Source organism: Sinorhizobium sp. B11, from assembly GCA_039725955.1.
Lineage (GTDB): Bacteria > Pseudomonadota > Alphaproteobacteria > Rhizobiales > Rhizobiaceae > Rhizobium.
Genome location: CP091034.1, coordinates 2627569 through 2642440 on the forward strand (window position 1 = coordinate 2627569; position 14872 = coordinate 2642440).

Consider the following 14872-nt stretch of genomic DNA (forward strand, 5'->3'; position numbering starts at 1 on the left):
TTCCGACGGCAAGATCGCTGCCCTACTTCCCCAGCAGATCCTTCACCCGCCGCCCGAACGCGTCGCTCAGGAACGGCTTCGTCATCACCTGCATGCCATGGTCCAGATGGCCGTGGTTCAGCACAGCATTCTCCGCATAGCCCGTGATGAACAGCACGCGCAGATCCGGGCGGCTGAAGCGCACGGCATCGGCCAGCTGGCGGCCGTTCATGCCGCCGGGCAAACCGACATCCGTAATCAGGAGATCGATCGGCTGGCCGGTATTGATGATACGCATCGCCGAAGATCCATCTCCGGCTTCCAGCACCCGGTAGCCGAGTTCCTGGAGGATTTCGACAGCCACCATGCGCACGAGCGGATCGTCATCGACGACGAGAATGGATTCGGAACCGGCGGAAAGCGGCTCCGTCACGGTGTCGGCCACCTCATCCTCGTGCCTGTCCTCGCCGAGATGGCGGGGCAGATAGATGCAGATCATCGTGCCCTTGCCGAGTTCGGAATAGATGCGCGCCGTGCCGCCAGACTGGCCCGCAAAGCCATGCACCATGGAAAGGCCGAGACCCGTCCCCTGCCCGATCGGCTTGGTGGTGAAAAACGGATCGAAGGCGCGCTCGATGATATCGGGCGCCATTCCGGAGCCGGTATCGCTGACGCAGAGCGAGACATACTGGCCGGGAGCGAGCCCCCGCTGGCGCGCTGCCCGCTCGTCGAACCAGCGATTGGCCGTTTCGACGGTGAGCTTGCCGCCTTCCGGCATGGCGTCGCGGGCGTTGAGGCAGAGATTGAGGAGCGCGTTTTCCAGCTGCCCGGTATCGACGAAAGTGGCCCAGAGGCCACCGGCAAGGGCTGTCTCGACCGCGATCGTCGGACCGACGCTACGGGCGATCAGATCCTGCATGCCAGAAACCAGCCGATTGATAACAGCCGGTTTCGGATCGAGTGTCTGGCGGCGCGAGAAGGCAAGCAGGCGCTGCGTCAGGCCCGCCGCCCGCTTGGCTGCACCCTGCGCGGCGGTCAGATAACGGTCGAGATCGCCGATGCGACCCTGCGCCAGTCGCGTCTGCATCAGCTCCAGCGAGCCGGATATGCCGGCCAAGAGATTGTTGAAATCATGTGCGAGCCCGCCGGTCAGCTGGCCGACCGCCTCCATCTTCTGCGAGTGGCGCAGCTGTTCTTCGGCGCGCATCAGCTCGGCCGTGCGCTCGGCCACACGCTGTTCCAGCGTATCGTTCAGGCCGCGAAGCGCGGCAGCGGCCCGGTCGCGCTCGGCTTCGACGGCGCGGCGTTCCTCGATATCGAGCAGCACGCCCGGAAAGCTCAGCGGCGTTCCATCGGCAGCAAGCTCGACGCGGCCGTTGGCTTCCAGCCAGTAGTAATGGCCATCGGCGCGGCGCGTGCGATACTGGTGGGCATAGGCTCCGCCGCGACCAAGCGCCTCGTTCATCGCGGTTACAAGCCCGGCCTTGTCATCAGGGTGAACCGTGTCGATCACCTGTTCCAGGCTGAGGCCGTGGCTGCCGAGAGCCGGATCGAGGCCGAAGGCCAGAGCGAAAGCCTCATCCACCGTGAACCGGTTTGTCTGAACGTCCCAGAGCCATGTGCCGATAATCGCCCCGGCCGCGAGTGCCAGGTTTACGCGCTGCACATTCTCGCGCGAAATCTCTTCGCTGGCGCGCAGCGCCGCCTCGGCGAGCTTGCGCGCAGTGACGTCGCGAAACAGGACCGAGACCTGGCGCAGGCCGGCAGGCTCGACGCGGGAGGATGAAACCTCGATATAGCGGCCCGCCGCCACAAAATGCTGCTCGAAGCGGATCGACCGCCCGCTGGCCAGCACTCCGCCGTAGAGCTTCAGCCATTGCTCGGCATTATGGGGCTCGATCTCACGCAGCCGCTTGCCGACGACATCGGAAATGCCGGTATGACGCTCATAGCCGGAATTTGCCTCGATATGCACATAGTCGCTGAGCGGCCCCTCGGGGCCGTCGATGAATTCGATGATACAGAAACCGTCGTCGATCGCTTCGAACAGGGCGCGATAGCGCGCTTCGCTTCGCATCTGCGCGTCATCGCCGGCGTCCCGAAGCGCACCATCGGCTTCATTCGCCCCTGCAGGCACCTGCGCTTTCAGGCGCTGCGCTTCCTCTCCCAGTCCCTCCCCGGAGGGCGATGAAATATCCTGATTCAAGAATAGACCTTTGTGACCGGTATGATCCGCCTAGGCGACGACAGGCGGGGAAACTAGTTCAGGGCCGCATGACTGCAATGGGTCGACGGGCGAAGATTTATGATTTCGGCATGCAGCACGGCTCTCGCGCATTTTACCACCACTCCGGGCCTTGAAGGCGCGCTGCGCTGCAGCATGTTTATGACTAATCCTTTTTCGTTAGTCGCCATTTGCCATGGCATCGGTATCTTGGACCCTAGGAGGACTCAGCAATGGAACGCGTAGAGCCAACCCATGTCGATGCCGATGCCCTTACCAAAGTCTGGTCAGTGACCGAATTCTGCAGCCGGCACCGGCTGGATAGCCAGGAGGAAAAGCGGCTGCTGCAACTCTTCGGCTGCTTCGCGACCGCCAGCGAACTCCTGCACAACGCCCGCCGCGAGCCGAAGTTCCGCTAGCCGACAGCCGCGCCCTCTGCGAAAAAAAGATCGCCAATACAACGTGATTACACTGAAAGATCCGCTCCGACAGGACGGGGGCTGAAGCTTTGCGGCCTTTGCCTCCTTGGTCACCGGATCACCAGCGACTGGGCGCCTGCCGGCCTGTCAGGGATCTAGAACAATCCGATCAGTCGGGCGGAGCTGATCGCAAGGCCGGCGATCGCCACCAGAATGACGACGCTCGCGATGACGAGAAAAATGGGGCTCTTCACAATATCTCCTTCAAGGCCGGCGATGGCCGTGCGCGTGGGGTAGCAGTTGCGATTGAGAGCGGCAACCGTGCGGTCGCGGTCGAGGCCAGATATGGCACCAGATATGGCAATTGTCTGCTACGCCGCAAAGTTGCAGAATAGGCCGCCGCATTCATGCCATGCGACGCTGAGGGGAGCAGGGGCCGATCATGCCATCCATCACCACGGGCAATGCCGAGCAATATAGCGACAGCAAGAAACTTGCCGCGCGCGGGCGCCTGAACCGGGAATATACAATTGCCGAAACCGGCTGGTTTCCCTGGGTGGCGCAGCAGCTTCCCCTTAAAGCCGGCGATCGCCTGCTGGATATCGGCTGCGGCCCCGGCTGGTTCTGGGCTTCGGTCGCCGCCGACCTGCCCGACAATCTCGACCTCACGCTCGCCGATCTCTCCCCCGGCATGCTGCAGGAAGCGCTCGAACGCTGCCACCCGCTCTCCTTTGTCCGCGTGACCGGCCAGCAGGCCGACGTCGCCGCCCTACCCTTCGAAGACGGTTCTTTCGACACCATCATCGCCATGCACATGCTCTACCACGTGGCCGATCAGGCCAAGGCGCTTGCCGAAATGCACCGCGTGCTGAAACCGGGCGGTCACCTTGCGGTGACGACCAATGGTGCGAACAACATGCGCGGCATGTACGAACTGACGACGGCCTTCGGCAGCCCGCCCTGCGACCCCGCCGGTGCAGCTTTCGGCTATGAGACGGCCGAACGACTGATGCAGGCGCAGTTCGGCAACGTGACGATGGCGGAACACCCGGCCCATATGCGGATAACGGAGCCGGAAGACGTGTTCCTGGCGCTGACCTCCTATCCGCCCGGCGACAGGGCGAGCGAAGCCGAGCTTGCGGCGTTTCGGGCAGCGATATCGGAGGCGTTCCGGGCCGGCGGCGGCGTGCTGGAGGTGGGCAAGGAGACGGGATTGTTTCTCAGCCGCAAGGCGGGCTAACCGCAACTCTTCTCCCAAGATTCCGAGAGAAATTTCGTGTTGAAAATTCGCTCCCGCCGTGCAACCTGCATCTGGGGTTTGGGGTAAATATAAATGCTTTCATTTCTTTTCAGTTTACAGGGCATGTCGGTTGCAATGCTTTTCTCGACTGCCGCTCTTCTTCCTACGTCAAGAATTGCCGTGGACAAATGGGCGGAAAAGCTCTTCCCCGATCCTGTTGATTGTGCCTTTGGCGAAGGCGGGCTTTCCTATAACGCCGACAACAAGGAAATGCTGATCAACAACCTCGCCCTGCCCGTCGAGACGACGCAAAGCCTGAAGGCCATGGAAAGCAGGATTTCGGCAACCTGCACCTCGAAGGAAGGACCACCCGTGGTGGTCAATACGGTTGGAGAATATTTCGGAAGCCGCTTCAGCCAGTTCACTCTGCCGATCTACGCTCTCAACGCCGGTGGTGGCTGCATGTCGGATTTCTATTACAGTTTCACTTTCCCGGAAAAAGCAAAGACGGTGCACGACAATATCCTGCAGCGCACCGGCAAGGATCTGAAGGTCATCACCGAAGCCGGGCGCAAGCCGGAATTCGAGGACGATGGCTGGATCACGGACTATGGCACTTACAGCAAATATACCTGCAGCATGATTGGTTACGGCTGATAGGCTGCACGCGCCCCCGCTTTTCGTCATTCCTGAACCATCCCTCGTGCCTGCACTACGAGGGAATGCGGGAGGTTCGGCGGTCGTCCCGCCTCACCTCTCCCAATCCCACGGTTCAAAACTGCGCCACACCACCATCCACGAACAGCTCGATCCCAGTGATATAGCTGCTGTCCTCGGACGCGAGGAAAACCGCAGCCTTTGCAAGATCATCTGAAGTACCCATACGCCCCAGCGGCACATTGGCCTTCATCATGTCGCGCACATTCTGGTCGGCGAGTGTCGAGAGGCCGGGCGTTTCCGTATGGCCGGGGCTTAGCACATTGATGCGGATGTCGCGGCCCTTGAGATCGATGATCCATCCGCGCGCGAACGAGCGGATCGCCGCCTTCGTCGCATCATAGACCGAGAAGGCCGGGAAGCCCTTGATCGAGGCGATCGAGCCGGTGAGGATGACAGACGATCCCCTGGACAGAAGCGGCAGCGCCTTCTGCACGGCAAAGAGCACGCCGCGCGCATTGGTATTGAAGGTCTTGTCGAAATGCTCCTCGGTGATTTCGCCGAGCGGGCCGAATTCATAAATGCCGGCATTGGCAAAGAGTACGTCGATGCGGCCGGCCTTCTGCCCGACGATCTCGTAGACACGGTCGATATCCGCAAGCCTTGCGGCATCGGCCCGGATGGCGGTGACATCGCCGCCGATCTCGGCCACGGCCTTGTCGAGTTCGCTCTGTCGCCGGCCGGTGATGAATACCTTGGCACCCTCTTCGACGAAGCGTTTTGCCGCGCCGAGACCGATGCCCGCGCTGCCGCCGGTGATGACGGCGACCTTGTTTTCCAGCTTCCTGCTCATGTTCTCATTCCTTCTGCACAGCGCCGGCTCTTGCCGTCGCCCGTTGAACACGAGGCAGAAATTATGGGCTTTGGTGCGGGCGAAGTAGAAAGCCGGCGCGACTAGGACTTATTCCCGTCAGGAATGGAAGGAACGTTTCAGGCCGCGCTGAGCTTTTCCTCGACAAAGGCCAGGAAGGCGCGCGCCTTGGCGCTCACACCACGGCCTGCCGGAAACGCGGCCCAGAGATCGAGCGGCGCAAGGCTCCAGTCCGTCAGCAGCAGCTTGACGCGGCCATCGGCGAGTTCGGGCGCAAACATCCATTCCGAGGCGACAGCAAGGCCAATGCCCGACAGTACCGCCGAACGCACGCCCTCTGCGGCCGAGACGCGCAGGCGTCCCCGTATGGTGACAGGCACTTCCGCTCCATCCTGGCGGAAGAGCCAGGCATCGCGGCCAAAACCCTTGGCATAGACCACGCTCTGGTGCTGGCCGAGTTCGGCGGGATGGCTTGGTTCGCCATGCCCGTCGATATAGGCGGGTGCTGCCACGACGATGCGCGGCGACTGGCCGATCTTGCGCACGGTGAGCGCAGAATCCGGCAGATCGCCCATTCTGAGGGCTATGTCGATGCCCTCCTCGATCAGGTCGATGCGCTCGTCATCAAGCACGACTTCCATGTCGAGGCCGGGATGCATGCCCAGGAATTCACCGAGATGCGGGATGATGTGCAGGCTGGCGAAGGCCGGCGCTGCACTGACGCGCAGCCGGCCGGAAAGGCTGGCACCGGCGCCGCGCGCTGCATGCTCGGCCTCATCAGCCTCCTCGATGGTACGCTTGGCCCGCTCGTAATAGCTCTCTCCGGCTTCGGTGGGTGTAAGGCCGCGCGTGGAGCGCAGCAGCAGCTGGATGCCGAGCCGTTGCTCCAGTTGCGCGATGGTCTTGGAGATGGCGGGCTGCCCCACATGCATCTGCCGCGCTGCCTCCGAGAAGGAGCCGGTTTCGACCACGCGAACGAAGGTTTCCATGGCTGCGAGTCTGTCCAATGCGGCGCTCCGTGCGCAGATGGGTGTGGGTGGGTTTTAGCATGTCAGGGCGGGTGTGGGTATTCTCTGAGGGAATGGAAATGGTGGCTTTCATTTGGATAGAAAGGAATGCTGTACACCGGAGCCCCCTCACCCTAACCCTCTCCCCGCTGGGTAGAGGGGACGTGGCATACGACGCCTCGCAATATGCGGAGACAGAGCTGCTCATCACCTTCTCCCCACTGGGGAGAAGGTGGTCCGAAGGGTTGGATGAGGGGGCTCCGGACTCGAACAAATACCTCCCTCGACTCTGTGGCCCCCGGGGCTCGCACGAGGGCATAGAGATCAGGAAAGAGGCGTTTCACCCCCACAACCATCCCCACCCTACCCATGAGCTCAAACCCAGGAGGTTGGTTCATGGCTACCGTCGTCTCTATCTGCAATCTCGCCCTTTCCAATATCGGCAAGGAGAATATCAACGACCTCACCGAAAAGAGCGCGGAGGCGCGCGCCTGCAATCAGTTCTATGCGCAGACGCGCGACGTGCTGCTGCAATCCTTCCCCTGGGCCATGGCTGGCAAGACGGTGGCGCTCGGCGCTCTCGATAATGACAAGCCGGGCGTCTGGCGTCATTCCTATGCGCGCCCGGCCGATTGCCTGCAGATCCGCTGGATCAGGTCGGGCTATCCGGCCGATGCGTCCGCGCCGATCGAGACGCCGACGCCCGATCTCGATGAGGCCGGGCGCGAGATGCAGTATCCCTACGCCCTCGAAGGCGACCGTCTCTATTGCGATCTTTCGCCGGCGCTCTTGCGCTATACCAGCCGCCTTACCGACCCGACGAAATATTCGCCGCTCTTCCTCGAGACGCTCTCCTGGCACCTTGCCGTGCGCCTTGCCATGCCGCTGACGCGCGATCCGAAGATCCGCGCCGATGCAATGGCGTTGGCCCAAAGCACGCAGGCCGCCGCCGAGCAGGCCGAGGCCAATCAGATCAGGCATACGAGCGCGGATTTTGTCAGCGAACTGATCGCGGTGCGCGCCCATGGCTGATTTTCGCGCCTACCAGCCTTCTTTTACCGGCGGCGAGCTTTCACCCGCCCTCGGCGCCCGCGTCGATCTCGCCAAATACCAGAGCGGCCTGCGCACAGCGCTGAATGTCTTCGTGCATCCGCATGGCGGCGTCTCCAACAGGGCCGGACTGCAATTCGTCAGCGAGGTGAAGGACAGCGCCAAGCGGGCGCGGCTGATCCGCTTCCAGTTCAATACCGAGCAGACCTATATTCTCGAATTCGGCGATCTCTATATCCGCATCTTCCGCGATGGCGGGCTGGTGCTCTCAGGGGCGGCCCCTTACGAGGTGGCCAGCGCCTATACGGCCGCTCAGGTGCAGAACCTCGTCTTCGTGCAGGAAGCCGATGTGCTTTATCTCTGCCATGTCGATCATCCCGTGCGCAAGCTGGGGCGGCTGGCCGACAATAACTGGACGCTTACGACAGTCCTGTTCAAGCCGCTGATCAATCCACCGGCGGGAACGCCTGTCGTCACCAAGCCCGGCGATACATCAGGCAAGACCGGCTATGTGGCGACGACCTATCGCTACCGCGTCTCTGCCGTTGCCGATAGCGGCGAGGAAAGTCTACCCTCCAACGCCGGCTCCGTGGTCAACGATCTCGCCATCCAGGGCGGCATCAACCGCGTAACCTGGACTGCCGTCACGGGTGCGGCGCGCTACATCGTCTACCGCGACGATAACGGCATTTTCGGCTATGTCGGGGGCACGACGGGCCTCACCTTCGATGATGAGAATATCACTCCCGATCTCTCCGACACGCCGCAGGCCGGCCGCAACCCTTTCAATGCCGCGGGTAATTATCCGCGCTGCGTGACCTTCATCGAGCAGCGGCTGGCCTTTGCCTCCACACAGAACGATCCGCAGGCCGTGTGGCTCAGCCAATCCGCCAATTACGAGAATTTCGGCGTCTCCTCGCCCGCCAAGGCAAGCGACGCCGTAACCTTCCGTATCCGCGCCCGGCAGGTGAACGAGATCCGCTCGATGATCTCCGTGCGTGGCCTTCTGCTCCTGACGTCAGGTTCAGAATGGATCGTCACCGGCGGCTCGACCTCGGATGCGATTTCGCCCTCCGCCATCAAGCTCGATAACCAGGGCTATCGCGGTGCGGCCAAGGTGCAGCCGATCGTCGTCGGCAATACCGTGCTTTTTGCCCAGCGCCTTGGCGGCGTCGTGCGCGACTTCTCCTATGACTATACGCAGGACAGCTATGTCGGGAAGGACCTGACCATCCTTGCCCGCCATCTCTTCAAGGGCCGCGAGATATCGGCCTGGGATTATGCCCAGGCGCCGGATTCCGTGGTCTGGGTGGTGCTTGATGACGGGGCGCTCGTCTCGCTCACCTACATGAAGGAGCAGGATGTCTGGGCCTGGACCCGCCATGAGAGCGGCCCCGGCAATGATGCCTTCTTCGAGGATGTCACCGTGATCGAGGAAGATGGCGAGGACGTGCCCTATTTCATCGTGCGCCGTACCGTCAACGGCACGCGCAAGCGCTACATCGAGCGGCTGCACAGCCGCGCCTTCGAGGATGTGCAGGATGCCTTCTTCGTCGATTGCGGGCTGACCTATTCCGGACCGCCGGCCACGACCATTTCCGGCCTTGGCCATCTCGAGGGACAAACACTCGTGGCGCTCGCCGACGGCAATGTCGTACGCAATCTTGTCGTCACCGGCGGCGCGGTGCGGCTGCAGAATGCGGCATCGAAAATCCATATCGGCCTGCCGGTGACGGCGGCGATTGAGACGCTCGATCTCGATGTCGGCCAGGTGCAGGGCCTCGGCACCGTGCAGGGGCGCTCGAAATCCGTCTCCGAAGTGACCTTCCGGGTGGAGAATACGCGCGGCATCTTCACGGGGCCGGAGGATGGCGAGCGGGATGGCGGCACGCTGGTGGAATACAAGCAGCGCCGCAACGAAAACTGGAACGAGGCGATCAGCCTCTATACCGGCGATCTGACCGTCACGCCCTATTGGGACTGGAGCACCAGCGGCAGCATGTGGGTGAAACAGTTCGATCCGCTGCCGATGACCATCCTTTCCATCATGCCGGATGTCACCCTTGGCCGCTGAAATCTGCATTGTCACGGCGCGGCCGGGGCACATCCGGGAGATTGCCGAACGGATGCGCGCGGCCGACCGCGCGGAGATATTCGCCGCCTCCGGGCGCTCGCCACTCTCGGCACTCTCCTTCTCCTACCGCCACTCTTCTCACGTCTGGACCGCTCTCTTCGATGGGCGTCCGGAAGTGATGTGGGGTGTCGGCGATCTCAACATCCTTACCGGCATCGGCGCGCCCTGGCTGCTCGGCACCGATGCGGTGGACAAGAACGTCCACGGCTTCCTGCGGATTTCGAGACATTGGCCGTCTCAACTGTTTGGCCGCTATCGCTTGCTCAGAAACCTCGTGGATGCGCGCAACACGATCTCCATCCGCTGGCTCGAATGGCTGGGCTTCCGGCTGTCAGACCCTGTCGAGATCAACGGCCATCCATTCCACCTGTTCGAAATGGGAGACACGGATGTGTGATCTTGGTCTGGCGCTGACTTTGGGCTCGACGCTGCTGGGTGCTGCCGGCCAGGTGCAGCAGGCGAAGGCGACGGCGGAGGCAAACAAATACAACGCCCAGGTCGCCGAAATGAATGCCGAGATTGCCGACAAGCAGGCGAAAGACGCGATCGAGCGCGGAAAGCAGGAAGAGCAGCAGAAGCGCCTGCAGACGGCGCAGCTGGAAGGACGCCAGAAAGCCGCGATCGCCGCAAACGGTATCGACCTCTCCTTCGGCTCGCCGCTGGATACGATCGTCGATACCGCCAAGATGGGCGAAATCGATGCGCTCAATGTGCGCACCAATACCTATCGCGAAGCCTATGGCTACAAGGTGCAGGGCACCAACCAGCTGGCAAGCGCCAAGCTGGACCGCATGCGCGCTGATGCCGCTGTGAAAGGCGGTTATCTCGACGCCGTCGGCACGATCCTCGGCGGCACAGGCAAGGTTTATACGCAGGGCAAGGCCCTCGGTTACTTCAAGTGAGGGTTTGATGCCGACTGTTCCGACTTATCAGGATACGCAACAGCACGTAGCACTGCGCCCGGAATATACCGAGGGCTTCACGGTAAAGGCCGATGCCGAGGCATTCGGCTCCGCCATCGGCAAGGGCATGCAGGGCCTTGCAACCGGCATGGGCACGCTCGGCGAGGCCGTGGTGGAGGTGGAAAAGCTCGACAATGACAATGCCGCCAAGGATGCGCAGACGAAGCTCAACGACTGGGATCGTGACGCGCTTTACGGCAAGAGCGGCTTCCTGACGCTGACCGGCCGCGCCGCCGTGGAAGGCCGCGCCGCCTTCGAAAAGCAGGCCGAGCAGAAGCGCGCCGAATTCGGCAAGGGCCTGACGCCGGGTGCTGCCCGTACCTACGAAGAGACCAGCCGCGCCAGCATGAAGACCCTGCTGGACACCACGATCCGCCACACATTCGACCAGCGCAAGGCATGGTTTTCCGAGACCTCTCAGAAGAGCATCAAATCCTCGGGCGAGAATGCGGTGGCCGTCTACAGCGATCCTGCTAAAGTCGATGCCGAGATCAACAAGGGCGTTGTCGAGATCGAGCATCAGGGCCGCATGCACGGCTGGAGCGAGGAAAAGCTCGACCGGGAACGCACCCGATACGTCTCCGACACGATGAAGAACGTTGCGCTGCGCATAGCCGACGACAGTGCCATCAAGGCCGAGCAATATATCAAAGCCGCCGGCGACAGGATGCTGCCGGCCGACAGCACCGCCATCCTTAAATCGCTGCGAACCGCCGTGACCGACGAGAAGGCGCGGCAGAACACCACCGACATCATCGCCGGCCTGCCGCCGACCTATACCGGCGCGCCGGATGCCAATGGCGCCGCCTCGCCAGTAGCGTCGGCTGGAAACGCCGATGTGGGTGCAGGCCCGCAGCAGACCGTGAAGACCGGCCAGACGACCGTAGCGGGCGCAAGAGGCAATGGCCTCGAAATGGATGGCGCCGGAAGCAGAACCGGGGCACCACGCACGCTTGGCGCACAGCCTTCGGCGGGCAAGGCCGCAGCCCTGCAACCCGCCGGCAATCGAAGCGCAGTCCCCCAAACCGCCGGCCCGCAGGTGTCGGCCGCCCCTCGCACTCCACCCCGCCAGCCGAGTGGCCCCGAGGATTTCCGCACCGTTGCCGCCACGATCGCCTTCCCTGGCAAGGCGAAGGACGATCCGGCACTGGCAGGCTTCGTTAAAAATGCTGCCGGCAGCACGGTCGATCCTTCACTTAGGGAGTGGCTGAGCGATGTCACAGGCGCCCTCCTCGGTATCGCCGGGGCGCCTGCCAATCTCGTTGGAAGCGCTGCCGTCGATGCCACAAGATTCCGCCATTTCGGCCTGCCGACGCAGACACCTCGCCCCGGCGACATCGTCGTCCTCGGCCCGCAGCAGAAGAAAGGCGCCGGAAGCAACAGCAGCAACGACAAGGGCCGCATCGGCTTCTTCCGCGGTTACGATGCGGACGGCAATATCCTCGTGCTCGGCCCCGATCCGAGACGTGCCGGCGATACCGCGCTCACCGCCCACCCAGCAAAAGAGGTCGTCAGCTTCCGCACATCCGGCACCGTCGATGAGAAGACCACGACCCTGCCGAACTACAATCCCGAGAGCTTGCGCCGGATCGAAGAGAGCCTGAACAACATCGCCGACCCGGCGCTGCGCGCCGCCACCGAAGCGCAACTCAGCGGCTACATGGTCTCCCAGAAAAAGGCACTCGACGCTCGACGCATCCAGGTGCAGGAATGGGCCAATAACCAGGTCATCGCCGACCCGACCTTCGACCCGACGAAACTGCCCCTCGACATCCAGCAGGCGATCGGCCCCTCCGGCTTGCTCACGCTGCGCGACTACAAGGAAAAGGTCCGCGCCTACGGCCAGCCGCTGACGGATACGCAGACGCTCTACGACCTGCAGACCGAATTCGCCAGGGATCCTGCCGCCTTCTCGCAGATCGATCTCCTCGAATACCGCTCCAAGCTCTCAGACAAGGATTGGGAAAAAGTCACCGGCTGGCAGCAAATGGCCGCGACCGACCAGCGCAAGGCCCGGCTCGAGAGCCTCGATATCAACACAGCTTTCGAACTCGCCAAACCCCAACTCGAAGCGCTGGGCCTCCTCACCCAGGACGGCGGCTACGCAACCTCCTATAGTGTCCCGCGCCGCGTCGCCCAGTTCCGGTCAGCACTCCTCGATCAGATGGATGAGTTCAAGGACAAGAACGACGGCCAGAACCCGACCCAGAGCGACATCCAGAAAATGATCAACCGCCTGCTGTTCCCGATCGTCATCAGCACGCCGAGCTCTTTCGTCAGCATGGGGACTCCCGCAAAGACCCACGGCTACCTCTATCAGGCCAACTCACTCACCGACGATCAGAGCTACGATATCGACGTGCAATATGAGGATATTCCACGCGATCTCAGGCTGGCAATCGAGGCCGATCTGACAAAGAAAAACAGCAAGAAGCCGTCGCAGGATGAAATCGCGAATGAATACGAACTCTTCATGCTCAATCGCTGACAAAGCGCGTTAGGAAAAACCAGGCGGCCCGGCATCGCGGGAACGCTTGGCCGACACCTCACTTCCCTGTCGAACTTTTCTCGAACCGAGCCTTCAGGCGCTCCACCTCTCCAGCCGGCCACCCCGACGGGTCCGTCACCGCAAGCCACGCATCGATATAGTGTTGCGGCGCATAGACATGGCCGTAGCCCATCGGCGAGGTCGTGGCGATCATCGCGTCGAAGCCGAGCTGCAAGGCAGTGACGACGGGATACCAGCGGAAGGCCGGCGAGACATCGGGGCCTCTTTGCCCTTTCATCCAGTCCGGCTCGCGGTAGAGGGCGCGCCAGTCGAAGAAGGTGACGGGGTCGCTGGCATATTGCAGGAAGACAATACGGACGGCGCTCCAGGGCTTGTCCAGCTGATCGGCAGATGTCTGCTGGTTGGCAAAGCGGATCATGCTGCCATCGCGGAATTGCGGCAGCCAGGCCGGCGATCCGGGATTACGGTTTGCGGTCACGTGGGCCCATGTGGCGCTGGCAAAGGGCGGCCCGCTCCACAGCGCCCCCTGGAAGGGATCGGCGAAGACATCGTAGAGATTGAAGGAGAGCTGCGAATTCAGCGCCCCGAGACTGAGCCCATGCAGATAGAGCTTCGGGCGATGATCGCGCGGCAGCGTGCGCCAATAGGCATAGATTTCCCTGAACAAGGCGCGCGCAGTATCGGCCCCGTATTCCGGCTCGACCATCAGCGACAGCCAGCTGCTGAGATAGGAATATTGCACCGCGACTTCGGCCACATCGCCATGCAGCAGGTATTCGAGTGTATCCATCGCTTCCGGATCGATCCAGCCGGTGCCCGTCGGCACGATGACGACGAGGTTGGAGCGCTCGAAGGCGCCCTGACGCTTGAGTTCGGCAAGCGCCAGGCTGGCGCGTGCCTCGGCGTCATCGGCACTGTTCAGGCCGACATAGACCCGGATCGGCGACGGTGCGGACGACTGCAGGAAAGCGCCGATCTCTTCCGCCGTCGGGCCTGACGTGACGAAATGGCGGCCTTGCCGGCCAAGCTCATCCCAGTTGACCAGCGATGCGGCGCTTCCCGTTCTGGCCGGGTCGGTGGGAACAGGCGTGTCGTCATCGATCAACGCATCGGCCTCACGGAACGAGGAGTCGACCATACGCAGCGCCAGATGGAACAGCAGTCCATTGGCGACAGCCGAAAAGACCAGGATCGCCAGCAAGATTCCGGCAACGGCTGCGAGCCGGCGCGGAATGAACCGGCTGCTTTTGTTATAAAAGGCAAGCGCCATCAGCCTGAACAGCCGACCGAGGGCAATAAACAGGATGAAGACGATTGCGGCCATCAGCACCAGCAGCAATGGTTCTGCCGTGGTCACCGGGGCAAGCTGCATCAGCGCGCGGACAGAATTCTGCCACGAGGACGATTGCCAGACGAATACCGTGGCGACCGCGGCGCCGCCCAACAGTGCCACGGACCGGACGATGCGTCCGGCAGCGGGCAGCAGACGGGGGATTTCAAGATACGTCCAAAGCCATTGCAGGAAGGCGCCGCAGCCATAGCCGGCAGCCGCACAGGTGCCCGAAAGCGCGCCCTGCACGAACCAGGCGCGCGGCATGAGGCTCGGCGTCAGCGATAGGCAAAAGCCGAGCAGCGCGAAAAACAGCGCCGGCCAGGAAAGAGGCCTGACGAAACTTGTCATGGAATGCCGCATAAACATCCTCCCAGCTCGCAAACGCTGCACCCCCTGTCTTATGACAGGTCCTGCATACAATCCAGAAGCGTTATGCCATTGACGTCACGGGCCGCCGCATAGGGGAAAGTGCGGCTGATTGCGGCGA

At 62.4% G+C, this 14872-nt stretch carries 12 protein-coding genes; 8 read left to right on the forward strand and 4 right to left on the reverse strand.

What is annotated here, in order from left to right; all coding sequences use genetic code 11:
* Window positions 1–22: 22 nt before the first annotated feature.
* Window positions 23–2056 carry a response regulator gene (locus LVY75_23030; GenBank protein XAZ25807.1) on the reverse strand — a complete coding sequence of 678 codons (2034 nt, stop codon included), beginning with the start codon at window positions 2054–2056 and terminating at the stop codon, window positions 23–25.
* Window positions 2057–2436: 380 nt separating this feature from the next.
* Here LVY75_23030 and LVY75_23035 point away from each other — a divergent pair, with 380 nt between their 5' ends.
* The 3 genes from LVY75_23035 (at window position 2437) to LVY75_23045 (ending at window position 4519) form a co-directional block, all read left to right on the forward strand.
* Window positions 2437–2622, forward strand: a complete 186-nt coding sequence (locus tag LVY75_23035; GenBank protein XAZ21692.1) for a hypothetical protein — start codon at window positions 2437–2439, stop codon at window positions 2620–2622.
* Between the two features lie 442 nt (window positions 2623–3064).
* Window positions 3065–3862: a class I SAM-dependent methyltransferase gene (locus LVY75_23040; protein XAZ21693.1), complete on the forward strand. Its 798-nt coding sequence runs from the start codon at window positions 3065–3067 to the stop codon at window positions 3860–3862.
* A 180-nt stretch (window positions 3863–4042) separates the two neighbouring features.
* Window positions 4043–4519 (forward strand): hypothetical protein, encoded by a 477-nt coding sequence (locus LVY75_23045; GenBank protein ID XAZ21694.1) that lies wholly within the window; start codon window positions 4043–4045, stop codon window positions 4517–4519.
* A gap of 115 nt (window positions 4520–4634) precedes the next feature.
* On the opposite strand, the gene LVY75_23050 is transcribed toward LVY75_23045, so the two are convergent.
* Together LVY75_23050 and LVY75_23055 are read right to left on the reverse strand one after the other, a co-directional pair.
* A complete protein-coding gene (locus LVY75_23050; GenBank protein ID XAZ21695.1) occupies window positions 4635–5372 on the reverse strand; it encodes an SDR family oxidoreductase in 738 nt (245 codons plus the stop codon).
* Between the two features lie 137 nt (window positions 5373–5509).
* Window positions 5510–6397, reverse strand: coding sequence for a LysR family transcriptional regulator (locus LVY75_23055; protein ID XAZ21696.1), 888 nt, complete (start codon window positions 6395–6397; stop codon window positions 5510–5512).
* A 396-nt stretch (window positions 6398–6793) separates the two neighbouring features.
* On the opposite strand from LVY75_23055, the gene LVY75_23060 reads away from it, so the two are divergent.
* Genes LVY75_23060 through LVY75_23080 form a run of 5 tightly spaced genes read left to right on the forward strand, consistent with a single transcriptional unit; the run spans window position 6794 to window position 13031 of the window.
* Window positions 6794–7429: a hypothetical protein gene (locus tag LVY75_23060; protein ID XAZ21697.1), complete on the forward strand. Its 636-nt coding sequence runs from the start codon at window positions 6794–6796 to the stop codon at window positions 7427–7429.
* The gene (locus tag LVY75_23065; GenBank protein ID XAZ21698.1) at window positions 7422–9521 is read left to right on the forward strand and encodes a hypothetical protein; all 2100 of its coding nucleotides are present in this window, start codon (window positions 7422–7424) and stop codon (window positions 9519–9521) included. The genes LVY75_23060 and LVY75_23065 overlap by 8 nt, the downstream gene beginning before the upstream one ends.
* The gene (locus LVY75_23070; GenBank protein XAZ21699.1) at window positions 9502–9978 is read left to right on the forward strand and encodes a hypothetical protein; all 477 of its coding nucleotides are present in this window, start codon (window positions 9502–9504) and stop codon (window positions 9976–9978) included. The genes LVY75_23065 and LVY75_23070 overlap by 20 nt, the downstream gene beginning before the upstream one ends.
* Window positions 9971–10483, forward strand: coding sequence for a hypothetical protein (locus LVY75_23075; protein ID XAZ21700.1), 513 nt, complete (start codon window positions 9971–9973; stop codon window positions 10481–10483). The genes LVY75_23070 and LVY75_23075 overlap by 8 nt, the downstream gene beginning before the upstream one ends.
* A 7-nt stretch (window positions 10484–10490) precedes the next feature.
* The gene (locus LVY75_23080) at window positions 10491–13031 is read left to right on the forward strand and encodes a hypothetical protein (GenBank protein XAZ21701.1); all 2541 of its coding nucleotides are present in this window, start codon (window positions 10491–10493) and stop codon (window positions 13029–13031) included.
* 58 nt (window positions 13032–13089) lie between these two features.
* Here the strand turns inward: LVY75_23080 and LVY75_23085 are convergent, their stop codons facing one another.
* Window positions 13090–14745 carry an alpha/beta-hydrolase family protein gene (locus tag LVY75_23085; protein XAZ21702.1) on the reverse strand — a complete coding sequence of 552 codons (1656 nt, stop codon included), beginning with the start codon at window positions 14743–14745 and terminating at the stop codon, window positions 13090–13092.
* Between the last annotated feature and the right edge of the window lie 127 nt (window positions 14746–14872).